The organism is Halopseudomonas pelagia (assembly GCF_009497895.1).
Classification (GTDB): domain Bacteria; phylum Pseudomonadota; class Gammaproteobacteria; order Pseudomonadales; family Pseudomonadaceae; genus Halopseudomonas; species Halopseudomonas pelagia_A.
On record NZ_CP033116.1, the window covers coordinates 423,483 to 449,390 of the forward strand.

Annotated in this window: 23 protein-coding genes; 13 read left to right on the forward strand and 10 right to left on the reverse strand. The window is 57.6% G+C overall.

What is annotated here, in order from left to right:
• Positions 1–32: 32 nt before the first annotated feature.
• On the forward strand, positions 33–1,481 hold the full coding sequence (locus EAO82_RS01965; protein WP_096345501.1) for a TrkH family potassium uptake protein: 1,449 nt from the start codon (positions 33–35) through the stop codon (positions 1,479–1,481).
• Between the two features lie 2 nt (positions 1,482–1,483).
• On the opposite strand, the gene EAO82_RS01970 is transcribed toward EAO82_RS01965, so the two are convergent.
• From EAO82_RS01970 to EAO82_RS01985, 4 genes are all read right to left on the reverse strand, one after another.
• Positions 1,484–1,768, reverse strand: coding sequence for a PilZ domain-containing protein (locus tag EAO82_RS01970; protein WP_096345502.1), 285 nt, complete (start codon positions 1,766–1,768; stop codon positions 1,484–1,486).
• 39 nt (positions 1,769–1,807) lie between these two features.
• A complete protein-coding gene (locus EAO82_RS01975) occupies positions 1,808–2,695 on the reverse strand; it encodes a lysophospholipid acyltransferase (RefSeq protein ID WP_096345503.1) in 888 nt (295 codons plus the stop codon).
• 86 nt (positions 2,696–2,781) lie between these two features.
• Complete coding sequence (locus tag EAO82_RS01980) at positions 2,782–3,366, reverse strand: DNA-3-methyladenine glycosylase I (protein ID WP_096345504.1); 585 nt, start codon at positions 3,364–3,366, stop codon at positions 2,782–2,784.
• A 39-nt stretch (positions 3,367–3,405) separates the two neighbouring features.
• Positions 3,406–4,242: a S1 RNA-binding domain-containing protein gene (locus EAO82_RS01985; RefSeq protein ID WP_096345505.1), complete on the reverse strand. Its 837-nt coding sequence runs from the start codon at positions 4,240–4,242 to the stop codon at positions 3,406–3,408.
• A gap of 189 nt (positions 4,243–4,431) precedes the next feature.
• On the opposite strand from EAO82_RS01985, the gene EAO82_RS01990 reads away from it, so the two are divergent.
• The 8 genes from EAO82_RS01990 to EAO82_RS02025 all read left to right on the forward strand — a co-directional run bounded on the left by EAO82_RS01990 (position 4,432) and on the right by EAO82_RS02025 (position 15,768).
• Entirely contained in the window at positions 4,432–5,517 is a 1,086-nt protein-coding gene (locus EAO82_RS01990) for an efflux RND transporter periplasmic adaptor subunit (RefSeq protein ID WP_096345506.1), read from the forward strand.
• 3 nt (positions 5,518–5,520) lie between these two features.
• Entirely contained in the window at positions 5,521–8,604 is a 3,084-nt protein-coding gene (locus EAO82_RS01995) for an efflux RND transporter permease subunit (protein ID WP_096345507.1), read from the forward strand.
• Between the two features lie 2 nt (positions 8,605–8,606).
• Positions 8,607–10,097, forward strand: a complete 1,491-nt coding sequence (locus tag EAO82_RS02000; RefSeq protein ID WP_096345639.1) for an efflux transporter outer membrane subunit — start codon at positions 8,607–8,609, stop codon at positions 10,095–10,097.
• A 115-nt stretch (positions 10,098–10,212) separates the two neighbouring features.
• The gene (gene glyQ, locus EAO82_RS02005) at positions 10,213–11,160 is read left to right on the forward strand and encodes a glycine--tRNA ligase subunit alpha (protein ID WP_096345508.1); all 948 of its coding nucleotides are present in this window, start codon (positions 10,213–10,215) and stop codon (positions 11,158–11,160) included.
• A complete protein-coding gene (gene glyS, locus EAO82_RS02010) occupies positions 11,160–13,214 on the forward strand; it encodes a glycine--tRNA ligase subunit beta (protein WP_096345509.1) in 2,055 nt (684 codons plus the stop codon). Before glyQ ends, glyS begins: the two co-directional genes overlap by 1 nt.
• 65 nt (positions 13,215–13,279) lie before the next feature.
• Positions 13,280–13,828: a D-glycero-beta-D-manno-heptose 1,7-bisphosphate 7-phosphatase gene (gene gmhB, locus EAO82_RS02015; protein WP_096345510.1), complete on the forward strand. Its 549-nt coding sequence runs from the start codon at positions 13,280–13,282 to the stop codon at positions 13,826–13,828.
• A complete protein-coding gene (locus EAO82_RS02020; RefSeq protein WP_096345511.1) occupies positions 13,816–14,571 on the forward strand; it encodes a lysophospholipid acyltransferase family protein in 756 nt (251 codons plus the stop codon). Before gmhB ends, EAO82_RS02020 begins: the two co-directional genes overlap by 13 nt.
• Positions 14,572–14,601: 30 nt before the next feature.
• A complete protein-coding gene (locus EAO82_RS02025; protein ID WP_096345512.1) occupies positions 14,602–15,768 on the forward strand; it encodes a PilT/PilU family type 4a pilus ATPase in 1,167 nt (388 codons plus the stop codon).
• 36 nt (positions 15,769–15,804) lie between these two features.
• Here the strand turns inward: EAO82_RS02025 and EAO82_RS02030 are convergent, their stop codons facing one another.
• The 6 genes from EAO82_RS02030 to dnaA all read right to left on the reverse strand — a co-directional run bounded on the left by EAO82_RS02030 (position 15,805) and on the right by dnaA (position 22,795).
• Positions 15,805–16,008, reverse strand: a complete 204-nt coding sequence (locus tag EAO82_RS02030) for a hypothetical protein (RefSeq protein WP_096345513.1) — start codon at positions 16,006–16,008, stop codon at positions 15,805–15,807.
• A gap of 38 nt (positions 16,009–16,046) precedes the next feature.
• Positions 16,047–16,445, reverse strand: a complete 399-nt coding sequence (locus tag EAO82_RS02035; protein ID WP_096345514.1) for a 3-phosphoshikimate 1-carboxyvinyltransferase — start codon at positions 16,443–16,445, stop codon at positions 16,047–16,049.
• 142 nt (positions 16,446–16,587) lie between these two features.
• Positions 16,588–19,002, reverse strand: a complete 2,415-nt coding sequence (gene gyrB / locus EAO82_RS02040) for a DNA topoisomerase (ATP-hydrolyzing) subunit B (RefSeq protein WP_096345515.1) — start codon at positions 19,000–19,002, stop codon at positions 16,588–16,590.
• 7 nt (positions 19,003–19,009) lie between these two features.
• Positions 19,010–20,116, reverse strand: coding sequence for a DNA replication/repair protein RecF (recF, locus tag EAO82_RS02045; RefSeq protein ID WP_096345516.1), 1,107 nt, complete (start codon positions 20,114–20,116; stop codon positions 19,010–19,012).
• Positions 20,117–20,125: 9 nt separating this feature from the next.
• Positions 20,126–21,229 (reverse strand): DNA polymerase III subunit beta, encoded by a 1,104-nt coding sequence (gene dnaN / locus EAO82_RS02050; protein WP_096345517.1) that lies wholly within the window; start codon positions 21,227–21,229, stop codon positions 20,126–20,128.
• 54 nt (positions 21,230–21,283) lie between these two features.
• Positions 21,284–22,795: a chromosomal replication initiator protein DnaA gene (dnaA, locus tag EAO82_RS02055; RefSeq protein WP_410402921.1), complete on the reverse strand. Its 1,512-nt coding sequence runs from the start codon at positions 22,793–22,795 to the stop codon at positions 21,284–21,286.
• 569 nt (positions 22,796–23,364) lie between these two features.
• Here dnaA and rpmH point away from each other — a divergent pair.
• The 4 genes from rpmH to yidC are packed head-to-tail and all read left to right on the forward strand — an operon-like array spanning position 23,365 to position 25,875.
• Entirely contained in the window at positions 23,365–23,499 is a 135-nt protein-coding gene (gene rpmH, locus EAO82_RS02060; protein WP_084671860.1) for a 50S ribosomal protein L34, read from the forward strand.
• Between the two features lie 15 nt (positions 23,500–23,514).
• Positions 23,515–23,913 carry a ribonuclease P protein component gene (gene rnpA / locus EAO82_RS02065; RefSeq protein ID WP_096345641.1) on the forward strand — a complete coding sequence of 133 codons (399 nt, stop codon included), beginning with the start codon at positions 23,515–23,517 and terminating at the stop codon, positions 23,911–23,913.
• The gene (yidD, locus tag EAO82_RS02070) at positions 23,906–24,157 is read left to right on the forward strand and encodes a membrane protein insertion efficiency factor YidD (RefSeq protein WP_218574510.1); all 252 of its coding nucleotides are present in this window, start codon (positions 23,906–23,908) and stop codon (positions 24,155–24,157) included. The genes rnpA and yidD overlap by 8 nt, the downstream gene beginning before the upstream one ends.
• Complete coding sequence (gene yidC, locus EAO82_RS02075) at positions 24,154–25,875, forward strand: membrane protein insertase YidC (RefSeq protein ID WP_096345519.1); 1,722 nt, start codon at positions 24,154–24,156, stop codon at positions 25,873–25,875. The genes yidD and yidC overlap by 4 nt, the downstream gene beginning before the upstream one ends.
• The last annotated feature ends 33 nt before the right edge of the window (positions 25,876–25,908 follow it).

Genomic DNA, 25,908 nt, shown 5'->3' on the forward strand with positions numbered 1-25,908 from the left:
TTCTTCCTGATGTACGGCAGGTAAGGACGCGCATGCAGTTCACACAGATCCAGCGCATTCTCGGCATTCTGCTGATGCTGTTTTCCACCAGCATGCTGCCCGCTGTGGCGGTCGGATTCTTTTACGGCGAGCAGGCCCGCGAAGCATTTATTGTCGCCTTCCTGATCACCATGGTTGCTGGATTGGTGATCTGGCTCCCGGCGCGCCATCAGCGCAATGAACTACGCACGCGCGACGGTTACCTGATTGTGGTGCTGTTCTGGCTGGTACTGGGGCTGTTCGGGGCGGTGCCCTTGTATCTGCTGGATATGCCCGACCTGAGTATCGCCGACTCGGTTTTCGAGTCTTTCTCCGGGCTGACCACCACCGGGGCGACGGTGATTACCGGCCTGGATACACTGCCCCGCACCTTGCTCTATTATCGCCAGCAACTGCAGTGGTTCGGTGGTATGGGGATCATCGTACTGGCGGTGGCGATCCTGCCGATGCTGGGTGTTGGGGGCATGCAGCTGTACCGGGCGGAAATGCCCGGGCCGCTGAAGGAAAACAAGCTGACCCCGCGTATTGCCGAGACCGCAAAGGTACTCTGGTACATCTATGCCGGCCTGACGTTAGTCTGCGCCCTGGCCTACTGGGCCGCCGGCATGAGCTTGTTCGATGCGGTCGGCCACAGCTTTTCGACGGTGGCGATTGGCGGCTTTTCCACCCATGATGCGAGCATCGGTCATTATGACAGTTCGTTGATCGAACTGATCTGCATCCTGTTCATGCTGATTTCCGGCATCAACTTCGCCCTGCACTTTCTCGCCTGGCGCTTCCGCTCGGTAAAGAGCTATTGGCAGGATCCGGAGTGTCGCGCCTATATCCTGATCATCGCCGCGCTGTTCATTGTCTGCGCGGTCATCCTGATCCATTTCCAGTATTACGATGTGTGGACATCTATCCGTTACGCGGCTTTTCAGACTGTCTCGATTGCGACCACCACCGGCTTTGGCGTCACTGACTTTTCGGCCTGGCCGACGGTTCTGCCGTTCCTGCTGCTGTACGCGAGCTTTATTGGCGCCTGCGCCGGTTCAACCGGCGGCGGCATGAAGGTTATCCGCGTGCTGCTGCTGTACAAACAGGGCTCGCGGGAAACCAAGAAACTGCTGCACCCGCATGGCGTGTTCCCGGTAAAACTGGGTAACAAGGCGGTGCCGGACCGGGTAGTGGAGGCGGTGTGGGGGTTCTGCGCGGTATACGTATTTGCCTTTGCCGTGCTGTTTCTGATTCTGCTCGGCACCGGGCTGGACTTTGTCACGGCCTTTTCAGCATTGACCGCCTGTATCAACAACCTGGGCCCGGGTCTGGGCGAGGTTTCCACGCACTACGGGGAGCTTTCATCGACAGTGAAGTGGATACTCAGCTTCGCCATGCTGCTCGGACGTCTGGAAGTCTTCACCCTGCTGGTACTCTTCACCCCGATGTTCTGGAGACGTTGAGATTAGTCTTCAGCGTCCTCTTCAGCATCGATAAACGCCAAACCAATGCCTTCGCCCGGAATCGCCCGCTGTACCATCATTGCCAGCACCGGGGCTTCGATTGGCATGTCCTGAACCTGCCCGCGAACTTCGGTACCCGGTTGCAGGCAGGTCAGGTCGGCGTTCTCAACGAATACACCACCATCGGACAAATCGCGGGTGAAGCCATACAGGTCACCGACATCAGGATGGCTGATCTTGATCCGGCAGCGCATTGGCGTGCGCGGATGCTGGCGTTGATTGGGCATGGTCTATCCCCCGACAATCCGGTTGTTGTTATTGATGGCTCAGTACCATTTCTTCTCGCCCGGCGGGCGTTTCTTGAAGCGCTTCATGCTCCACATATACTGACTCGGCCAGCGCCGCACATAACTTTCAATGGTCTTGCTCATGCTCGCTACAGCGGCGTCGGCATCGTCACTGTAAAGCGCTTCGGGCGCCGCTTCCACTACGACTTTGAAGCCAGCGTTATCCGGCAGCCGCAGGCAGTGCAGATAGATTGCCTGGGCGTCGTTACCCTTGAGCAGATTGGGCACAAACTTGCTGGTCAGTGCCTGCACCGCAAAAAAGGGCACGAACACGCCGCTCTTGAGCGCCGGCTCTGGATCGGCGGGAATGCCCACAGCGCCACCCTTACGCACTTCGCGCATGACGCTGATGATGCCTTCGCGCGTCGAGGGCGCCACCTTGTTGCCGAGTTGCACACGCTGCTTTTTCAGCAGATCATCAACCGCTTTCTGCTTTGGCGGGCGATAGAAAATAACCGGCGAGCACTGCGAACAATACCAGTGATTCAACACTTCCCAGTTACCCAGATGGCTGGTGATGCCGACGATGCCCCTGCCGTTGGCCAGTGCTGCCTGCAACACTTCCAGACCCTCAACTTCCTTGATCAGGCCCACTGTCTTCTGCGGCTTCCACATCCAGGCGCAGGCACTCTCTGCAAAGCTGCGGCCGGTGTCGAGCAAGGTTCTGCCAACCAAGTCTTCCAGTTCAGCCGCACTCAGCTCCGGCATGCAGTGGCGAAGATTAGTCCTTACCACCTCGCGGGAACGAGTGGGTAACTTCCACATCAGCCAGCCCGCTGCCGCACCAAAGCGCTGGGCGAGGGCAAACGGCAAGCTGGAAAACAGCCGGAGAAATCCGACAATGATGGCGCCTTTAAGCCGCTCCACAAGCTACTCCCGTCGTTTGATAAACGGCCATTGTAATGATCCTATAGCCAGGCGGCGAGAAGGCCGGCGAAAACACCGTCTCATTACTAGGCGCCGCAAAGGGCAGGGTAACGAAAACAGTCGGTGGTGTGATCCATAACCATGCCGGTGGCTTGCATGAAGGCATAACAGATGGTCGGGCCGACAAAGGTGAAACCGGCTTTCTTCAGCGCCTTGCTCATGGCTTCCGCTTCAGCCGTTTTAACTGGCACCTGACTGATACTGGTGAAGTGATTGATCAGCGGCTCGCCGCCGACAAACTGCCACATCCATTCGCCAGGATCGGTCTGCTCGCTCAGCCGCAGCCAGGCCTGGGCATTTTGCCGTGCGCCTTTGACCTTGAGACGGTTGCGAATGATGCCGGTATCTTCAAGCAGATCGAGCAGGTCGTTATCGGTCTGGTTGGCCATGAACTGCGGATCAAAGCCGCGGTAAACCTCGCGGTAACGATCGCGCTTTTTCAGAATGGTGATCCACGACAGCCCCGCTTGAAAACCATCCAGCAGCAGCTTTTCAAACAAGCGCTGGGCATCGCGCTCCGGCACGCCCCACTCGCTATCGTGGTAAGCCTGGTAGATCGGATCGGTGGAACACCATTGGCAGCGCTGCGGTACAACCTCGGAACTGGACATCAACCCTCCTGATACTGAACCGGGTGGTTCTCCACCCGCTCAGACTTTTTCAATTCGATCCGGCTGAATGCGAATATGGCCGAGTTTCATGAGTCCGCCAATGGCCTTTTTGAAGTTGCCCTTGCTCACGCCGAACTCCTTGGCGATCAATTCCGGCGGGCTTTTATCGCTGATCATCAGTACGCCGTCATGCTCCTCAAGCCGCTGCATGATCTGCTGCTGCAATGCGTCGCCAGCGTCACTACCCACCGGTTGCAGGCTCAGGCTGATCTTGCCGTCAGGACGAATTTCCTTGATGTAGCCGACTTCCTGCATGCCGTTGCGCAGGAACTTGAAAGCTTCATTCTTGTGCACCAGGCCCCAGTGCTGGCCATTGATGATCGCCTTGAAACCCAGATCGGTTACTCCGGCAATCAGCAGACTGACCTGCTCACCGACCTTGTAGCGCGGCGGCGTCTTGTCCAGATGCCGATCCAGATGCGCGGTAGCGGTAATGCGGCGGGTGTGCTTATCCAGATACAGGTAGACCACGCAATAATTGCCGACCTCAAGCGGGCGCTTTTCTTCGGAATGCGGCAACAGCACATCTTTCGGCAGCCCCCAGTCCAGAAACAATCCGACCCGGTTGATCTCTGCCACCTTGAGGCTGGCAAACTCGCCGACCTGCGCCTTGGGCGTCTCGGTGGTGGCAATCAGCTTGTCTTCGCTATCGAGGTAGATAAAGACGTTCAGCCAGTCCTCTACCTCAGTTGGGGTATCTTTCGGGATATAGCGATTGGGTAGCAGTATCTCACCATCGGGCCCGCCGTCGAGGTAGAGGCCAAAGCCGGTATGCTTGACGATTTGCAGGGTGTTGAAGCGCCCGATAGCAGCCATAGAGGTATTCCCGAATTAAAGGTCAGCACATTGTAGCAGCGAAGCCGCAGTGGACGGAGTAACCACTGAGAGAGCACCGAGCAGGGAACTAGACGCTTGTTTCGAGTTCTATCTGAACTTGCACACTCGATCAGCGCCGATTCATACCCGTATGGCCGACGCAACAGCGCATTTCAAGCAGGAGCCCGAATGCTGCCACCATCCGCATATGCCGAGATCCGCCCATCATGCCTGGGGTTACTGGCTGGCGCCGCACTGTTGCTAGGCGGCTGTTCCAATGGCGAAGAACCCGCCCCCGCGCCACCGCGCATCGCCATAGTCGAGAAGCTGCAAGCGGCTGACGCCGAGCCCCAGGCGCTGCATTTTGCCGGAGTGGTGGAAAGCGTGACCAGCACCCAGCTTTCCTTCCAGGTACCGGGCCAGATTGAGCGCATATTGGTGGATGAAGGCACGCAGGTCACCCGTGGTCAGCCTCTGGCAACACTGGACGATACCGACTATCAGCTGCAGCTGCGCGATGCCAAGGCCCAAGAGCGCCAGCTGGCGGCTGACCTGGCGCGCAAACGCAATCTACTTGCCGAAGGTATTCTTTCCCGCGCCGCCATCGAGCCATTGGAGGCAGGCCTGACGTCGGCCGAAGTGGCCCGTGATACTGCGCGCCGCAATATTACCCACAGCACCCTGAAGGCCCCCTTTGACGGTGTGGTCGCCCAGCGCATGGCCGAGCCGGATATGGTGGTCGACAGCGGTACGCCGATTCTGTTGGTACAGGACAACCGGCATATCGAGGTCGGTGTCGACCTCTCCGAACGGGCAGCCCTGAGTGTACCTCTGGGACCCGATTTACACGCTGAAGGCCATCTGGTGATTGGCGAGCTGAGCCTGCCCTTGCGCTACAAGGAGCACAGCACTCAGCCCCGCGAAGGCTCGCGAACCTACCGGCTTATCCTCCAGGGTGAGCCGCCGGAGAACTTCAATCTGCTGCCGGGAATGGCCATGCGCGTCAGCCTGCAATTACCGGCCTCGCAGGAACAGCGTCAGCAGGAACGCTTTCTGATACCCCTGTCCGCGCTACAGACCGCCGAGAATGATCAGCATTACATTTGGCTGGCGGTAGAGGGCGAAGCGCGGCGCCAGGATCTGGTGCTGGAATCAATCGAAGACGGACGGGCGCTGATCAGCGGCGCACAGTTACGCGCTGGCAGCGAAGTCATTGTTGCAGGCGGCAACAAGGTCAGCGAAGGCCTGCCGATCCAGACACAGCGCCGGGACTGAGCCATGGATTTTGCTCGTTACGCCATCAGCAAGCCGGTCAATACCTGGGTCCTGGTTCTTATCTGCCTGATTGGCGGCATCATTGCCTTCTTCGAAATTGGCCGCCTGGAAGATCCCGAATTCACTATCAAGGAAGCCATAGTCAACGCCCAGTATCCCGGGGCGACGGCGCTGGATGTAGAACAGGAAGTTACTGAACCGCTGGAAAGCGCCATTCAGCAGATGTCGCAGATCAAGGAAATTCGCTCACGCTCGATGCCCGGCGCGGCAGAAATTCGCGTGGTGATTCAGGACAGTTACAAGGGCGAGGCGCTGGCCCAGGTCTGGAACGAGCTGCGCAACAAGGTCGCTGATGCACAGGGCGAACTGCCGCCGGATATCGATCCGCCGATGGTCAATGATGATTTCGGCGATGTCTTTGGCATCTTCTATGCGTTGACCGGCGATGGTCTGAGCCTGCACGAACTGCACGAGCTGAGCAAGGAGCTGCGCCGCGAACTGCTCACTGCCGAGGGCGTCGCCAAGGTCGAGATCAGCGGCGTACATGAGGAACGCGTGCTGGTGGAAGTGGATCAGGCGCGTCTGGCCGCGCTACGCCTGTCGCCGGAAGAAATCATCGCGGCCCTTGGCGATGCCGACGCGGTGGTCGATGCCGGTGGACTGCGCAGCGGTGAACTGTTTCTGCGCATCCGTCCATCCGGCAGTTTTGACTCGCTGGAAGCGTTGCGCGCGTTACCGGTGGGCCAGGGCACACAGAATATTCTGCTTGGCGACATCGCCGAGATTCGCCGCGACTACGCTGAGCGGCCAGTGCAGATCATCCGCCACAACGGTCAGCCAGCGCTGACCCTGGGAGTAAGTGGCGTATCCGGCAGCAACATCGTCGAGGTCGGGCAAGCCGTGGAGGCACGGCTGGAGAGCGTGCAGCACCGTATCCCCCTGGGCGCCGAGCTGCACCCACTGTACGAGCAACATACGGTGGTCGACGATTCGGTCAACAGCTTTGCACTCAACGTATTTCTCTCGGTAGCGATCGTCGTGGCCGTCCTCTGTATTGCCATGGGCTTGCGCGCTGGCGCCATCATCGGCGCGGTGCTGTTTCTCACCGTCCTTGGCACCTTGCTGCTGATGTGGTTGTGGGGCATTGAGCTGGAGCGCATTTCCCTGGGCGCGCTGATCATCGCCATGGGTATGCTGGTGGATAATGCCGTGGTGGTCTGTGACGGCATGCTGATCCAGCAGCGCCGCGGTCTGAAACTGCTGGCTGCCGCGCAAAAGACCCTGCAGCAAACCCAGTGGCCGCTACTGGGAGCGACCATCATCGGCATTCTGGCCTTCGCCGGGATTGGTCTGTCACAGGACGTGACCGGTGAATTCCTGTTTTCGATGTTCTTCGTGATTGCCGTATCGCTGTTGCTGAGCTGGCTGCTGGCGCTGCTGGTGGTACCGCTGTTCGGCCATTATCTGCTGCGGGACAAACAGGAGACCGATGGGAATGCCGAGAGCAGCAGCGACGCCGATCCCGGCTCGGCCGACCAATCCTTGTACCGCGGCGGCGCCTACGATTACTTTCGCGGCACGGCCACACGATTACTGCTGCGCCCCTGGTTGACGGTCATGGTACTGGCGCTATTAACCGCCGCCAGCGTATTCGGCTTTTCCCGTGTACAGCAAAGCTTCTTCCCCGCCTCCAGTACGCCGCTGTTCTACGTCAATCTGTTCCTGCAGCAGGGCACGGATATCCGTACCACCAGCGATCGCGCAGAAGAGGTCGAGGACTACCTTGCGGCGCTGGATGGTGTGACCGACGTATCCACCTACGTCGGCGCTGGCGCCTCGCGCTTTATGCTGACCTACATGCCCGAGCAGCCCAACTCATCGTTGATGCATTTTCTTGTGCGCACCGAGGACCCGGAGCTGATCGACGGCCTGGTCCGTGAGATCAACCAGGAACTGCCGCGCCGCTACCCGGCAGCCGACAGCAGCGCTGCACGCTTTCTATTTGGCCCGAATGCCGAAGCCAAGCTGGAGGCCCGTATCAGCGGCCCGGATCTGGACGTGCTGCGTGAGCTCTCCGCCGAGGGCCAGCGCCGCCTTCAGGATGAGGGCGAGGTGTTCAATATTCGCGATGACTGGCGCCAGCCGGTGCTGAGCCTGCGCCCCATTCTGGCACTGGAGCGCCTGGCTGATGCCGGGCTGACCCAACAGAGCGTGGCTCGCTCATTGGCCGCCGCCAGCGAAGGAACCCAGGTTAGCGTCTTCCGTGAACGAGATGAGCTGATCCCGATTCTGCTGCGCGCCGACGAGCATGATCGGGTTGACGCCGATAATCTGTTGCAACGGCTGATATGGAGCCCGGCCATTAGCGAATACGTGCCGCTTGCTCAGGTCGCTGATGGCGTTGAATACGTCAGCGAAAATACCATGATTCGCCGTTACGATCGCGAGCGCACCATCGCCATTCGTGCGGAACCGGCCGACGGTGAAAATACCAATGAAGCGCACCAACGTATCCGCCCACTGATCGAGTCCATGGAGCTGCCGCACAACTACAGCATGGAGTGGGGCGGCGACTACGAACAATCCTCGGATGCACAGCAGGCGCTGGCCAGCACCCTTGCGGCGCCCTACCTGGCAATGATGCTGGTCACTGTGCTGTTGTTCGCGCGGGTCAGGCAGCCGCTGATTATCTGGGCGGTAGTGCCGATGGCAGTCTGCGGGGTAACTTTCGCGTTGCTGATCACCGGCAAACCATTCGACTTTATGGCCCTGCTAGGATTGCTTAGCCTGACCGGTATGCTGATCAAGAATGCGGTAGTGCTGGTGGACGAGATTGACCGGCAGATCGAGGACGAGGTGCCGCGCATGACCGCAATCATCGAGGCGTCCACTTCGCGACTCCGTCCTGTGGTCATGGCAGCCGGAACCACAGTGGCCGGCATGGTGCCGCTGCTGTTCGATCCGTTCTTCGCCAATATGGCGGTAACCATCATGGGCGGGCTGGCTTTTGCGACGCTGTTGACTCTGCTCGCCGTTCCCTGCCTGTATGCCTTGTTCATGCGGGTAAAACAGCAGGAGGTCGCATGATCATGCGCCGCCGCTTTTACCTTCCAGCTCTGCTCACGCTAGCATTGAGCGCCTGCTCCAGCGTGCCAGAGCACGCCGAACCAGAGATACCGGATACCTGGCTTCACACCGCCGACAGCCAGGCAGTCGACGCCGAAACCCTGGCCAACTGGTGGCAGCAGTTTGAAGATCCGGCGCTGACGCGGCTGGTCAGCAAGGCCATGCAGCAGAGCTATGACACGCGCCTGGCGATGCTGCGGGTCAACAGCGCGCGGGCCCAACTGCGCCAATCCCGCGCGGGACTCTTTCCAGCCCTGGACCTGCCAGGCAGCGCCAGTCGCCAGTGGATCGAAAATGATCAGGATGTCGAGCCGGACAGCCCGCTGGCCGAATTCGGCCTGGATGACGATATTCGCTTCGACAGCTGGGAACTGGCGCTGCAGGCCAGTTGGGAACTCGACCTGTTTGGCGCCACCCGAGCCCGGACCCAGAGCGCTGGACAGATGGTTCGCTCGGCCCAGGCCGAAGCCATTGCTGCCCGTCTGGCAGTAGCCTCCAATACGGCTCAAGGGTATATCCAACTGCGCGCACTGCAGAACCAGTTCGCCCTGCTGGAAGAAGGTATCGAGATCGCCAGCGAGCTTGAACGGGTTGCCGGGCTGCTGTTTGAGGCTGGCGAGGTGACCCGCCTGGATGTCGAGGCGGCAGCTGCGGAAAAGGCGTCACTGCAGGCCGATCTGGCTGAGCTGGAGATCAACCTGGACGAAGCCCTTCTCGGGCTGGACACCCTGCTCGCCGAACCGCCAGGCACCACAGCCGGGGAGATTCCCGCGCAGGCCCGGGTTCCGTTGGCTGAAAGACCCATCCCCGCTGGCCAGCCGCTGGATCTTTTGCGCCGGCGACCGGATCTGATCGCCGCGGCCGCCCAGTTGGAAGGTTCGCGTTTGCAATCACTGGCGGCGCGGCGCGACCTGTTCCCGACGCTCGCCGTACAAGCCGCAGTAGGCCGTTCGGGCATGAGCATCAACGGCGACTATGGCTCGGCCTCGAACTTCTCACGCATTGGTGCCACCTTTGGCTTGCCGATCCTGGATTTCGGCCGGCGCGGCTCGGCTATCGATCTGGCTGACCTGGAAGGCGAGAGCAGTTATATCGGCTTCCAGCAGGCCCTGGCGGAAGCACTTATCGATGTAGAGCGCGGCCTGGCGACCAGTGCCGGGCAGCAGCGCCGGCATGCCGCCCTGCAGCGCAGCCTTGCGCATTACCAGCGTACCTTTGATCTGGCCAGCACCAGTTACCGGCTGGGTGAAGCCAATCTGGATGAAGTGCTGGATGCCCAGCGCGGCCTGCTGCAGGCCCGTCAGAGCTACCTGCAGGGCCGCACCGCGTTAGCCACTGCGCAAGTAGCGCTGTTCGTGGCACTGGGTGGTGGCTGGCAGGCTGAAGTAGCGGGAGAAGAACAGGGAAGCAAGTCTGCGGCCGTCGACTCCGAGATGGAGAGCATCCAGCGCTAACCTGGAGTATCGATCCGCGCAAATTGCCCTGCCAAATCCACGCCATTCCTGTATGTCCGGGGCCGTCTGCTTGTATACTGCGGCCTTTATTTTAAAGCCTAACCGGACAAATCACGTGACTCAGACCAATCCAGCCACGCAAAGCTTCCAAGGCCTGATCCTTGCCCTGCAGAGTTACTGGGCAGAGAAGGGCTGTGTGATCCTCCAGCCCTATGATATGGAGATGGGCGCCGGCACCTTTCACACCGCCACCTTCCTGCGCGCCATCGGCCCGGAAACCTGGCACGCCGCCTACGTGCAGCCCAGCCGCCGCCCGGGTGACGGCCGCTACGGCGAGAACCCCAATCGCCTGCAGCATTATTATCAGTTCCAGGTGGTCTTGAAGCCCAACCCCGGCGACATGCAGGAGCTGTATCTGGATTCGCTGAATCACATTGGCGTGGATACCAAGGTGCATGATGTGCGCTTTGTCGAGGATAACTGGGAATCGCCCACGCTGGGCGCCTGGGGTCTGGGTTGGGAAGTCTGGTTGAACGGCATGGAAGTGACCCAGTTCACCTATTTCCAGCAGGTCGGCGGGGTTGAATGCTATCCGGTGACTGGCGAGATTACCTACGGCCTCGAGCGGCTGGCGATGTACTTGCAGGGTGTCGATTCGGTTTACGATCTGGTCTATTCCGACGGCCCGTTCGGCAAGGTTACCTACGGCGATGTGTTTCATCAGAACGAGGTCGAACAATCGACCTACAACTTCGAACACGCCAATGTCGAGAAGCAGCTGGAACTGTTCGATTTCTATGAGAGCGAGGCCAACCGGCTGATGGCCGCCGAACTGCCGCTGCCAGCCTATGAAATGGTGATCAAGGCCTCACATGCCTTCAACCTGCTGGACGCGCGCCGGGCCATTTCGGTAACCGCCCGCCAGCAATACATCCTGCGCGTGCGTACGCTGTCCCGTGCTATCGCCCAGAGCTATCTCCAAGCCCGAGCCAAACTTGGCTTCCCCATGGCCACGCCCGAACTGCGTGACGAAGTACTGGCCAAACTCAAGGAGGCCGAATAATGCAGGCTCAGGATTTTCTGGTAGAGCTGGGCACCGAAGAGCTGCCCCCCAAATCGCTGAAAACGCTGGCAGAAGCCTTTCTCGCCGGGGTAGAAAAAGGCTTGAACGAAGCCGGGCTGGAATTTCAGAGCGCGCGCTATTACGCCGCGCCTCGGCGTCTGGCCGTTCTGGTCGACCAACTGGCCGTGCAGCAGCCGGATCGCACGCAACAGATGGACGGCCCACCACTGCAGGCCGCCTTCGATAGCGAAGGCAAGCCGACCAAGGCGGCCGAAGGCTTTGCCAAGAAATGCGGTGTGTCGGTAGCTGACCTGGATCAGAGTGGCCCCAAGCTGCGTTATGTACAAAGCATTCCCGGCCAACCCGCCGCCGACCTGCTGCCGGACATTGTCGACCGCGCTCTGGCAGCGCTGCCGATTCCCAAACGCATGCGCTGGGCAGCCAGCAAGACCGAATTCGTGCGTCCGACCCAGTGGCTGGTGATGCTGCAGGGCGATTCAATCATTCCGGCGGAGATTCTCTCCCAGCACGCTGCGCGCAGCTCACGCGGGCACCGCTTCCATCACCCGGAAGAGATTCGCATCAGTATTCCCGCGAGCTACGCCGATGACCTGCGCAAGGGCCACGTGATTGCCGATTTCGCCGAACGCCGCGAGCTGATTCGTCAGCGCGTAGAAGAGCTGGCCGCCGAGCAGCAGGGCACGGCGATCATGCCCGACGACCTGCTGGATGAAGTCACAGCGCTGGTCGAGTGGCCGGTACCTTTGGTCTGCAGCTTCGAAGAACGCTTCCTCGAGGTGCCGCAGGAAGCCTTGATCTCGACCATGCAGGACAACCAGAAGTACTTCTGCCTGCTGGACGCCAATGGCAAACTGCTGCCGCGCTTTATCACCGTGGCTAACATCGAATCCAAGGACCCGGCGCAGATCATTTCCGGTAATGAGAAGGTCGTCCGCCCGCGCCTGACCGACGCCGAGTTCTTCTTCCTGCAGGACAAGAAAACCCCGCTGGAGAACCGCAACCAGCGCCTGGCCAATGTGGTGTTTCAAGCCCAGCTGGGCACGGTGTTCGACAAGGCCCAACGCATTTCCAGCCTGGCCGCCTTTATCGCCGGGCAGATCGGCGGGGCGCCCGACAAGGCCGCGCGCGCCGGTCTGCTGAGCAAGTGTGACCTGGCCACCGAGATGGTCGGCGAGTTTCCCGAACTGCAGGGCATTGCCGGTTATTACTACGCCCAGCACGATGGCGAAGCTGAAGATGTCGCACTGGCACTGAACGAGCAATATATGCCGCGCGGTGCCGGTGCGGAACTTCCTAGCACCCTGACCGGCGCCGCGGTGGCGCTGGCGGACAAGCTTGACACCCTGGTCGGTATCTTCGGTATCGGCATGCTGCCGACCGGCAGCAAGGACCCTTACGCGTTGCGCCGCGCCGCCTTGGGCGTGTTGCGGATTCTGATCGAGAAAGGTCTGGAACTGGATCTGCATGCTGCGATTCAGGTGGCTGTGCAGCAGTACGGCGACAGCGTGAAGAGCGAAAACCTCGCGAGCCAGGTGCAGGACTTTATCTTCGATCGCCTGCGCGCGCGCTACGAGGATGAGGGCATCGATGTCGCGGTGTACCAGGCAGTGCGCGCCGTCAGCCCCGCGTCGCCACTGGACTTTGATCAGCGCGTGCAGGCAGTACAACTGTTCCGCCGCCTACCCGAGGCCGAAGCACTGGCAGCCGCGAACAAGCGTGTGTCGAATATCCTGTCCAAGGCCGACAGCCCGGTCGCTGCAGAAATCACCCTGGTGCAGTTGCAGGAACCGGCTGAGAAGGCGCTGGCCAACGCCATTGTCGAGGCCGACAAGGCCGTGACGCCGCTGGCCGCACAACGTGAGTACAGTGCCGCGCTGGAGCGCCTGGCGAGCCTGCGCGAGCCAGTGGACGCGTTCTTCGATCAGGTCCTGGTGAATGCCGAAGACCCGGCAGTACGCGCCAATCGCTACGCGCTGCTGGCACGCCTGCGCGGGTTGTTTCTGGGCGTCGCTGACATTTCGCTGTTGGGATAAGGTACTTTTTGCTTTAACGCCAAACCGGCTGCATAGCCCGGTTTGGCGCTTGCAGCCGGGGTTATATGAAACTGATCATTCTTGATCGCGATGGTGTTATCAACCAAGACTCGGACGCCTTCGTCAAAAGCCTGGACGAATGGGTGCCGCTGCCCGGTTCGATCGACGCCATTGCCCGTCTCAGCAAGGCTGGTTGGACTGTCGCAGTTGCCACCAATCAATCCGGACTGGGGCGTGGCTATTTCAGCGAGGGCACCTTGCAGGTGATGCATCAACACATGATCGAGCTGGTCGCAGAGCAGGGCGGCAAGGTGGATCTGATTCGCTATTGCCCGCACACACCGGACGCAGGTTGTGATTGCCGCAAGCCGGCGTCAGGCTTGTTCAGACAGATAGCCGAGCACTTTGATCTATCCTTGCAGCAAGTACCTACCGTCGGCGACAGCCTGCGTGACCTGCAAGCCGGCGTGGCCGTCGGATGCAGACCTTTTCTGGTTCGCACCGGCAAGGGCGTCTTGACCGAACAAAAAGCGTTACCTGAGGGCACGCTGATTTTTGACAACCTGGCCGCTGTGGTCGATTACCTTCTGGAAACTGAACCATGTCTGTGCTGATGCCCCTGCGCGTCATTCTGTTCTATCTGCTGCTGGCCGCCAGCGCGGGTCTCTGGGGCCTGCTGATGCTGATCATCACGCCCTTCATACCCTCTGCCAAGCTGCGCTCGAAATTGATTATCAGTTGGTGGAGCCGCATGGCCATATGGCTGGCCAAGCACCTGGTGGGCCTCAACTATGAAGTGACTGGCCGGGAGAATATTCCTGACCAGCCTGGCGTTGTTCTGGCTAACCACCAGAGCACCTGGGAAACCTTTTTCCTGCAACAGGTGTTTCAGCCGCAGACGCAATTGATCAAGAAGGAGCTGCTCTATGTCCCCTTCTTCGGCTGGGCTTTTGCGTTGGCTAAACCGATTGCGATTGACCGCAAGAATGGCCGTGATTCACTCAAGCAGTTGAGTCTGATAGGCGGCAGACGCCTGGCTGACGGCTTCTGGATTCTGGTGTTCCCGGAGGGCACGCGGATGCTGCCGGGGACCACCATCAAATTTTCCCGGGGTGGGGCGGCTCTGGCCTGTGCCAACAACGCGCCGGTAGTGCCTGTGGCGCACAATGCTGGCGAGTTCTGGCCCAAGGTAGGCTGGGGCAAGCGCCCGGGCACCATCAAGGTCATGATCGGCCCGGCGCTGTACCCCAAAGGCAGTGATCCGCGTGCTATTGTGGAAATCAACAAACAGACTGAAGCCTGGATCAATCAGGCCCTGGCGTCCCAGCGCGGGGAATGGCCGAAAGGTCACGCCTGAGTCTTTTGCATCGATAGGGAGCTGTGCCGTATGGAGGTCAACGAGTACTTGCGGCGTCTGGCCGAACTCAAGGGTTCGGATCTGTTTCTCAGCGTAGGTGCGCCGGCGACCATCAAGCGCGAGGGCGCATTCGTCAAGCTGGGTGACGAGCCAATGGCGAAAGGCTCTGTAAAAACAATGGCTTATGCCTTGATGAGCGAAAAACAGATCGGCGAATTTGAGCGCGATCTGGAAATGAACCTCGCTGTCGGGTTGCAGGGCGTAGGGCGGTTTCGCGCCAACGTCTATGTGCAGCGCGGCGAAGTGGCCATGGTTATCCGCTATATCAATCACCAGATTCCCAGCTTCAGTGACCTGGGCTTACCGCCTGTGCTCGGCAAGCTGGTGATGCTCGACCGCGGCTTGATCCTGGTCACCGGATCGACCGGATCAGGCAAGTCCACCACCTTGGCGTCCATGCTCGACTATCGCAACAGCAACCGCGCCGGGCATATTGTCTGTATTGAAGATCCGATCGAATTCCTGCACCAGCACAAGGAATCCATCATCGATCAACGGGAAGTCGGTCTGGATACCCATAGCTTTGCCGATGCGTTGCACAACGTGCTGCGCGAAGCGCCAAACGTGATCATGATCGGTGAAATACGTGACCGCGCCACCATGCAACATGCGCTGCATTACAGCGAAACCGGGCACCTCGTACTGGCAACCATGCACGCAACCAACACCGTGCAAGCCGTTGACCGGATGGCCAATATGTTTCCGGAGGACTCCAGGAGTCAGGTGCTAGGCGATATCGCCGCCAACCTGGCGGCCATCATTGGCCAACGCTTAGCTACGGGTATCAACAAACCCCGGCTGCCGGTCGTCGAGGTGATGGTACGTACGCCCTATATCGTCAACCTGATTGCCCGGGACGAAACCCAGGATATCCGTGCGGCTATGACTCGCGCTACCGATGACAACACGCTGCAGACTTTCGACCAGCATCTGTTTCAGTTGCTAAGCGAAAAAGCCATTACGCTCAAGGAAGCCTTGCGTTTGGCTGACTCGCGCAACGATTTGATGCTCCGGGCAAAAATGGAAGCGTCGTCCGGGTCGTCCTCCGCTGCAGCGCCTGCACCAGTTGCAGCACCACGACCAGCTGAAAAAGCTGCCAGTTCCTTCGATTCTGACCTGACCGACGATTTCAAATAGCTAGAAGCTCCTGAGGCTGACGCTAACAAGGTCGTTTCAGGCAGATTCAACCCAGGCCAGATAGCTTGCTTCCAGCTGAGCTTTGAGCTCTTTCCCGGATAGCCCTGCGCCTTGAAGCGATTGGAGCCGCTGGAGTAACCAGCCGATAAAGATCGAGCGCGAGAAGGGGCAAGGTGCCAGTGCTTCCAATTGCTCTGAAAGCGTTTCGAGTTGACCGATGACCGAGGCTGTCTTATTCATGTTGTACTGCTCTATATAAGGCGGAAGTGCTGGAGGTGTCAGCTACCCTTCATCCAGTCCCATAAACCCAGGGAAAAACTGGGGAAAAGATTAATGCCTAAAGCCGATTTCAAGATATACAAAGCAACAACGCCAACCAGCATCGAAAAAACTAAAAACCCGAAAAGTATCAAAGCCTTGCCGGCTCGAGACAGCGACTCTTCGGCACGTGAGAGATCTCGATGGTTGCGGCCCAGCAGGAATACAAAGTAATAACGCGAGCGCCATAAATTCACAGTGCCGCGCAGATCTACCGGATGCCGCCCCCAGCGGCGGGCGCCGAAGGCAATCTTCAGTGCTTGCACCTGTTCGGGGGTGAAAGCATCGCGCATTTCCTTGGGCAACCGCTCCTTCAGCCCAGCGGCAAACCAATCTTGCTTATCAGGCCCTTTGCTCATCGCTCGACTCCCACCGGCCTGCGCCACCAGCTCCGGTTACTTGAATGGGGCATAAAGAAAAGGCGCGTTGAACGCGCCTTTACCACTTCCTCTACCCTGAAGACGCCAGCAACACCGGCGCACCCAAGCGCCCGGGGGCTAATCACACGTCGAGGTTAGACACCGCCAGGGCATTGGTTTCGATAAATTCACGACGCGGTTCTACGTGGTCACCCATCAGCGTATTGAATATCTGATCCGCAGCGATGGCGTCTTCGATATTGACGCGGAGCATGCGCCGGCTTTCCGGATCCATGGTGGTTTCCCACAGCTGATCAGGGTTCATCTCACCCAGCCCTTTGTAGCGCTGAATGGTATGCCGGCGGGCGGTTTCGCTCATCATCCACTCCAGACCTTCCTTGAAATGGGTAATTGGCTTTTTCTTCTCGCCGCGCTGCATATACGCGCCTTCTTCTAACAGACTCTGCAACTTCTCGCCCAGCTCCGCCATAGTACGGTAATCGTTACTGGCGAACAGATCGCGGTTGAAAGTGCAGTAGCTTGAGAGGCCGTGAGAGATCGATTCGACCTCAGGCAGCCACAGGTGGCGCTCTTTATCCTCTCGCAGGCTCACAGCGTATTGCTGGCCGGATTTCTCGCCGGTTTTCACCATGGTTTCGAACTGCGCTACCCAGCTCTGCATAAAGGCTTTATCGGCCAGGTTATCCAGAGTCAAACGCGGCAGATAGATAAAGTGTTCCATCAGTTCCAGTGGGTACAGGCGCGCCAGGCGTTTCAGCGTCTTCATTACCGAGCGGAACTCTTGAACGATACGCTCAAGACCTTCACCGGTAATACCGGGTGCATCTTCGTTTACAAACAGATAAGAGTCTTCCAGCGCCGATTGCGTCAGGTATTCCTCAAGTGCTTCGTCATCTTTCAGATACTGTTCCTGCTTGCCTTTCTTGATCTTGTACAGCGGTGGCTGAGCGATGTAGATATAGCCGCGTTCGATCAGCAACGGCATCTGCCGGAAGAAGAAGGTCAGCAACAGAGTCCGGATGTGCGAGCCGTCGACGTCAGCATCGGTCATGATGATGATGTTGTGGTAACGCAACTTGTCGACGTTGAACTCGTCGCGGCCAATACCACAACCCAGCGCAGTAATCAGGGTGCCCACTTCGGCGGAGGAGAGCATCTTGTCAAAGCGGGCTTTTTCCACGTTGAGGATCTTGCCCTTCAACGGCAGAATTGCCTGGGTCTTGCGGTTACGGCCCTGTTTCGCCGAGCCACCCGCAGAGTCACCCTCCACTATGTACAGTTCAGACAGCGCCGGATCCTTTTCCTGGCAGTCAGCCAGCTTGCCGGGCAAACCAGCGATATCCAGTGCGCCTTTACGGCGCGTCATTTCACGAGCCTTGCGCGCTGCTTCACGCGCACGCGCCGCATCAATCATCTTGCCGACGACGGCTTTGGCTTCGCCCGGCTTCTCCAGCAAGTAGTCGGAGAAAAACTTGTTCATTTCCTGCTCGACCGCCGTCTTCACTTCGGAGGAAACCAGCTTGTCCTTGGTTTGCGAAGAGAACTTGGGATCTGGCACTTTCACCGAGATGATCGCGGTCAACCCTTCCCGCGCATCATCACCCGATGTGCTGACCTTGAGCTTTTTCAGCAGACCTTCCTGCTCAATATAGCTGTTCAGTGTACGGGTGAGGGCACTGCGGAAACCGGCAAGGTGAGCACCGCCATCGCGCTGTGGAATGTTGTTGGTGAAGCACAGAATGCTTTCGTTAAAGCTGTCGTTCCACTGCATTGCCACTTCAACGGCAATACCGTCATCGCGCTGCAGATCGAAATGGAATACAGAGTTGATAGTCGACTTGTTGATGTTGAGATAATCAACAAAGGCGCGCAGCCCGCCTTCGTACTTGAACAGTTCCTTCTTGCCGGAGCGCTCGTCGGAGAGATGGATGCCCACACCGGAGTTGAGGAAGGAGAGTTCGCGCAGTCGTTTGGCTAGAATATCCCAGCTGAAGCTGATGCTGGTAAAGGTCTCTGCCGACGGCTTGAAGTGGATCTGCGTACCGGTGGTATCGGTATCGCCGACCTCTCTCAGAGGCTCCTGAGGCACGCCGTGGCTGTAGGTCTGCTCCCACACCTTGCCGGCGCGGCGAATGGTCAGTATGAGCTCTTCGGAGAGAGCGTTGACTACCGATACCCCGACCCCGTGCAAGCCGCCTGAAACCTTGTAACTGTTGTCATCGAACTTACCACCGGCGTGCAACACGGTCATGATGACCTCTGCGGCAGAAACACCCTCTTCGTGCATATCCACGGGGATGCCGCGGCCGTTATCCCTTACGGTGATGGATTCATCCGTATGCATGGTAATGGTGATGTCACTACAGTGACCCGCCAGCGCCTCGTCGATCGAGTTGTCTACTACCTCAAACACCATATGGTGCAGCCCGGTACCGTCATCCGTATCACCGATGTACATGCCGGGGCGTTTCCGCACGGCATCAAGGCCTTTAAGTACCTTGATACTGGATGAATCGTAGGCTCTATTTTCGGTCATTTTTTAATCACTCCAGACGACGGTCGGTCTGCACAATGTGCCCATGTTCCACGTGGAACATCGACAAGGATGTATCTGTCTGCCAGCTGTTCGCTAGCTGTTCTGCTTCTACACCGGTAATAAATACCTGGCAATTGAGCGCTTCTAGAAGCCTGCACAGGGCATTACGGTGTTGTTCATCCAACTCGGAGGGCAGGTCATCAACCAGAAAAATACAATCCTGCTGACGGCCACGCTCCTTTAATAGGTGTCCCTGAGCAATCTTCAGGGCACAAACAACCAATTTCTGCTGCCCTCGAGATAACACCTCGGCAGCGTTCATGCTTTTTATGCGCAAGCGCAAATCTGCTCGCTGTGGTCCAGCTTGGGTATGACCTAACTGGCAGTCGCGCTCAAACTGAGAATCAAGCACCTGCTGCAAGCTGCGTTCTTTATCCCAGCCACGGAAGTAGCTGAGCGTCAGATCATCCAGCTCTATCAACTGGCCAAGCACCGATTCAAATGCGGGCTTGAGCTTTAGTAAATAGGCCTGCCGGAAGGCGTCCATACGCTCACTGGCTTCGCAGAACTCCAATTCCCACGGCGTCAGCAGAGAACGTTCGATTCTACCACGTCGCAGCAATGAATTCCGTTGCTTGAGGCTTTTTTGCACCCGCTGCCACGTGCTGAGAAACTGATGTTCCACGTGGAACACACCCCAATCAAGATACTGTCTACGCTGCTTGGGAGCACCTTCAAGCAAACGAAAACTATCTGGATTGATTAGTTGAAGTGGCAACGTGTCCGCCAGTTGCGCGGTACTCCGGATAGTCTGACCGTCGATGCGAATTTGATAGTCCGCTTGCTTGCTTCGGGTTATACCCATCGATGTAGTCACGCCGCTGGCCAACGCCACTTCAGCGAAGACTGTGCAAGCTTGATGTTCGTGCTGGATAACCGGTTGCAAGCGTGTGCTGCGGAACGAACGGGCGAGGCCCAGGATATGAATGGCTTCGAGCAGGCTGGTCTTGCCGCTGCCATTGTCGCCGTAGATCAGATTAATGCGGGGGGATGGGGAGATTGTCACCGGGTGCAGATTACGCACCGCGGTGACAGATAGCTTTTTGAGGGGCATTAAACGGGCTTAAAGACGCATCGGCATGACGACGTAAACACTGTCATCGGATTCGGCTTCCTGCACCAGGGCGCTGCTGTTGGCATCGGACAGGATCATCTTCACCTGTTCGCTGCCAAGCACGTTCATCACATCCAGCAGATAGCTGACGTTAAAACCGATCTCCAGCGCACTGCCCTCATACTCGACAGCGATATCTTCTTCGGCTTCTTCCTGCTCAGGGTTGTTGGCCTGAATTTTCAGCAACGCATCGCTGAGCATCAAGCGAATACCACGGTATTTTTCGTTGGATAGAATCGCGGTACGGCTGAATGCGTTGCGAAGCACTTGTCGCTCGGCAATTACAATCTTGTCGCCACCGCGTGGCAACACGCGCTCGTAATCCGGAAACTTACCGTCAACCAGTTTGGAGGTGAAAGTGAAATCGCCTGTGGTTGCGCGGATGTGATGAGTGCCGAGGACGATATTCACCAGGTCGTCCGCTTCACCCAACAGCCGCGCCAATTCAAGAATACCCTTGCGCGGCACGATCAACTGATAGCGTTCCTGATAATCGATATTCGCATCCTGAGTACACATCGCCATGCGGTGCCCGTCAGTAGCCACTGCACGCAGTTGACCTTTATTGATCTCCAGCAGCATGCCATTCAGATAATAGCGAACGTCCTGCTGCGCCATGGCAAAACTGGTACGCTCGATAAGGCGGCGCAATTTATTCTGATTGATCGCAAAGCTGAGTGAGCCAGGACCGTCTTCGACATTGGGGAAGTCGGAGGCGGGCAGGGTAGCCAGGGTAAACCGGCTGCGGCCAGCCTTGATGATCGCCTTGTTGTCTTCAACCTTGAAACTCAGTGCAACGTCATCCGGAAGCGACTTGCAGATATCCATCAGCTTGCGCGCCGGCACGGTAATCTCACCCGCTTCTGCCGGCTCTTCCAGATTGATACGTCCGACCAGCTCGACCTCCAGGTCGGTACCAGTCATCGACAACGTACTACCATCCACTACCAACAGCACATTGGACAGCACAGGCAATGTCTGCCGACGTTCTACTACCCCGGCAACCAGTTGCAGGGGTTTCAACAGGGCTTCACGCTGAATGGTAAATTGCATTGTCTTCCTTCGACCTCGTGCAGGTTATCTTGTGCTGAACACCGCACCCGAACATCAGGTGGTCAGTGTCCTCAGCAGGTTTTTGTAATCTTCGCGGATATCCGCATCCATTTCACGTAACTCGGCAATTTTCCGTGTGGCGTGCAAAACCGTAGTGTGATCCCGGCCGCCAAACGCATCACCAATTTCGGGCAAACTGTGATTGGTCAATTCCTTGGACAGGGCCATGGCTACTTGCCGAGGTCTTGCTACCGAACGCGAGCGACGCTTGGATAATACGTCCGATACCTTGATCTTGTAGTACTCGGCAACAGTGCGCTGGATATTATCGATGCTCACCAGCTTATCCTGCAGTGCGAGCAAATCCTTGAGCGATTCGCGAATCAACTCGATGGTGATATCGCGGCCCATAAAATGCGCGCTGGCAATCACTCGCTTGAGCGCACCTTCCAGTTCACGCACATTCGAGCGAATACGCTGAGCGATAAAGAAAGCAGCGTCATGCGGCAGATCGACCCGCGACTGCTCGGCTTTCTTCATCAGGATCGCTACACGGGTTTCCAGCTCCGGCGGTTCAACTGCCACCGTAAGCCCCCACCCAAACCGAGATTTAAGCCGCTCTTCCAACCCATCAATTTCCTTGGGGTAGCGGTCACTGGTGAGGATGACCTGCTGGCCACCTTCAAGTAGCGCATTGAAGGTGTGGAAGAACTCTTCCTGGGAGCGTTCTTTCTTGGCAAAGAACTGAATGTCATCGATCAGCAATGCATCCACAGAACGATAGTAACGTTTGAAATCGTTAATCGCGTTCATCTGCAAGGCCTTGACCATGTCGGCGACAAAACGCTCAGAGTGCAGGTACACAATCTTGGCTGCGGGATTCTTCTTCAATAGATGGTTACCCACCGCATGCATCAAGTGGGTCTTACCCAGGCCTACGCCGCCATACAGGAACAGCGGGTTGTATCCATGCTTGGGGTTGTCGGCGACTTGCCAAGCGGCAGCGCGAGCCAGCTGGTTGGATTTACCTTCAACGAAGTTTTCAAAGGTAAAGCTGCGGTTCAGGTAGCTGGTGTGCTTGATGACTGGTGAACTGGGTCCGGCCTGATCAGCGCGCTGCGGCGGGCGCGGATCTTCTTCATCTATACGTACACCCTGGGATTGCTCTGGTTGAAAACCCTGGGCAATAACCTGGGTACGTGGTGTCACCGGAGCACTGGCGGTTTGCACGGTATCCGCGGACGCCGCAACGGATTGCACTGGAGCCGGAGCTCCCGCTTGCGCTCGCACGGTCGACGCCACCCGGCGACTACCTATAAGCAAAGACACCAAAGGCGCCTGGCCCTGGGAGAGGTCGTCAAGCAGCTCCTGAACCCGATTGAGGTATTTGTCGTTTACCCAGTCAAGGACAAAGCGGTTCGGCGCGTAAAGGCGCAGCTCAGTCTGATCGCCATCAACCTGCAGAGGCCTGATCCAGGTATTGAACTCTTGGGATGGAAGCTCATCACGCAAAAAATCGATGCATTGCTGCCAGAGTACAACCGACACAAATATCCCCCGGAACATCAGCCGCATACGGCTTTATTGTTGGACAAATCAAACCCGTTTACTGGCGATTTGAAGGCGTATTTTCAGCGGCTATTCTAGCGCTTTCGGGGCCTACTTATCCACACTCTTGGTAGCTCAAAGAGCACTATCACACCCGCTACTTTAGTCAGAACGGATTGACCCGCATGGCAAATCCCTTGCATGGCGCGGCCTTGAGCATTGTGCATAAGCCAGCTTAGAGATTGTGTGTAAGCGCCCCCGAATACGGTGGATAAAACAGCCTGTGGATAAGACGCCTTTCTATCCACAGGCTGGGCACAGGAGATCGCCCCATCCACCAACCGCTTGCACACACCTTTTTGCGCTACGGAACAAACTGATTTCTAAGTGGTTTTTGCAGATATCCACAGTAAATCGTTTAACCATTAGTATTAACTTCATTAATCTCTTTAAAGAATTGATTTTATATTGTTTTTAATAGTCTTCAGGGCGTAAATCGAATTGACCTGCACAGGGTTATTCTCTAGAATTGCCGGTCCCTTGAAAGGGCTCACTGGCTCTGACGCGAATTAATCAGGTAACTCAAGATGAAAAGAACATTTCAACCCAGCGTTTTGAAGCGTAAGCGTAACCACGGTTTCCGCGCTCGCATGGCTACTGCTAACGGTCGTAACGTACTGGCACGCCGTCGCGCCAAAGGCCGCAAGCGTCTGTCAGCTTAAGACCCGGTTTTGCAGGTGGATTTCGGATTCGGTCCTGAGTGCAGGCTGTTAACGCCAAGTCAGTTCAAGAACGTATTCGATGGTGCCACCCGCAAGGCTTCCGGGCCTTATGTCTTGCTGTTGGCCAAGGCAAATACCACGGACCAGCCAAGACTGGGCCTGGTAATTGCCAAAAAAAGTGTCCGACGAGCCGTTGATCGCAATCGGATCAAACGTATAGCTCGAGACTCATTCCGGCTGAACAAGCCGGAACTGGGCAATCTGGACATTGTCGTCCTAGCTCGCAAGGGCCTGGGTGAACTGGATAATGCTGCGTTACATGAGCTGTTCAAAGGCATGTGGCGCAGGCTATCCCGGTCAACGGACAAGCCGCCACGTTCACGCCATTCCGGACCCCCGTCATCCAATGCGTAACCTCGCGCTCGGAGTGATCAAGGTATATCGCTACGCTATCAGCCCGCTGATGGCCAGTCATTGCCGTTTCTACCCGTCCTGTTCCTGCTATGCCCAAGAAGCCATTGAACAACATGGTTTTATCCAGGGCAGTCTGCTGGGTGCTAAGCGTTTGAGCCGTTGCCATCCCTGGAATCCCGGTGGATACGATCCGGTACCGCCTGCTTCTGCCACACCTTCTTCTCAGATGACCAATAAACCATGAACATGCAACGAAATATCCTCATAGCTGCTTTGCTCGTGATTACCTATCTCATGGTTTTGCAGTGGAATGCTGATTATGGCCAGGGCGATGAATTGCCGCCGGTTGCCACGGAATCCAGCCAGTCTGGAAATGATGAAGTCCCGTCATTACCCGAATCGCAGAATGCCGGCGAGACCGGTAACAGCAGCGCCGCTACCAGTGATGTTCCACCTGCAGTAGAGCCCGGTGGTGACGCAGAAGTGCCGCAAACCGCGGCAACGCCAGCCGATACCAGCGGTAATCTGATCAGGATCGAGACCGATACACTGCGTGCGGAAATTGATCCCCGTGGTGGTGATCTGGTGACCTTGTCGCTACCCCAGTATCCGGTGCGCAAGGATCGTCCAGATCTGCCTTTCCCGATTCTGGAAAACTCCAACGCTATGACCTACGTAGCGCAAAGTGGACTTACCGGTAAGAACGGACCGGATGCCCGCTCTGCCGGTCGCCCGTTGTACAGTGCTGAAAGCCAGAGCTACAGCCTGGGCGATGATGAGCAGTTGGTAGTAGACCTGCGTTTTGAAGAAAACGATGTCAGCTATATCAAGCGCTTTACCTTCACCCGTGGCAAGTACCTGATAGACGTCGATTACCTGGTGGACAACCAGAGTGACGAAGTCTGGACCGGTAATCTGTTCGGCCAGATCAAGCGTGATGACGGCGCCGATCCTTCCAGTTCCAGTGCTACCGGTATGGCGACTTACCTGGGTGCTGCCTACTGGAGTTCAGACGCGTCCTACACCAAAGTTACCCTGTCTGACATGGACGATACTCGCCTGAAAGAAACTGTCAGCGGGGGTTGGGTTGCCTGGCTGCAGCATTATTTCGTTAGCGCCTGGATTCCGCCTGCCGATCAGCAGCATGTTTATCAAACGCGCAAGGACAGTGCAGGCAACTACATCGTTGGCTTCACCAGCCCCGCCACCATCGTCGAACCCGGCCAGCAGGCCAGCATCAGCGCTGACTTTTATGCCGGTCCGAAAATTCAGGACCGGCTGGAAGAAATCTCCCCTGGCCTGGAGTTGACGGTCGACTACGGCTTCCTCTGGTGGATTGCCCAGCCATTGTTCTGGGTGCTGAGCCTGATTCACAGCTTTGTCGGTAACTGGGGCTGGAGCATCATCCTGCTCACCGTACTGATCAAGCTGGTGTTCTTCCCGCTCTCGGCTACCAGCTACCGTTCCATGGCCAACATGCGCCGCGTTGCACCCAAGCTGCAGGCGCTGCGTGAACAGCATGGTGACGACCGCCAGAAAATGTCCCAAGGCATGATGGAGCTGTACAAGAAAGAGAAGATCAATCCATTGGGCGGTTGTCTGCCTATCCTGGTGCAGATGCCGGTGTTTATTGCCCTGTACTGGACACTGATGGAAAGCGTCGAGATGCGTCAGGCGCCGTGGCTTGGCTGGATCACCGACCTGTCGCTCAAGGATCCCTATTTCATTTTGCCGATCCTGATGGGCGCCACCATGTTCATCCAGCAGCAGCTGAACCCGGCACCACCGGATCCGATGCAGGCCAAGGTAATGAAGATGCTGCCGATCGTCTTTACCTTCTTCTTCCTCTGGTTCCCGGCAGGTCTGGTGCTGTACTGGGTGGTCAACAACATGCTGTCGATCGCACAACAGTGGTACATTACCCGTCAGATCGAAAAAGGCGCTGCAGCAAAAGGCGAGTAATCCCGCCGTCCGCAGAGCTAAGCACGCGCCCCG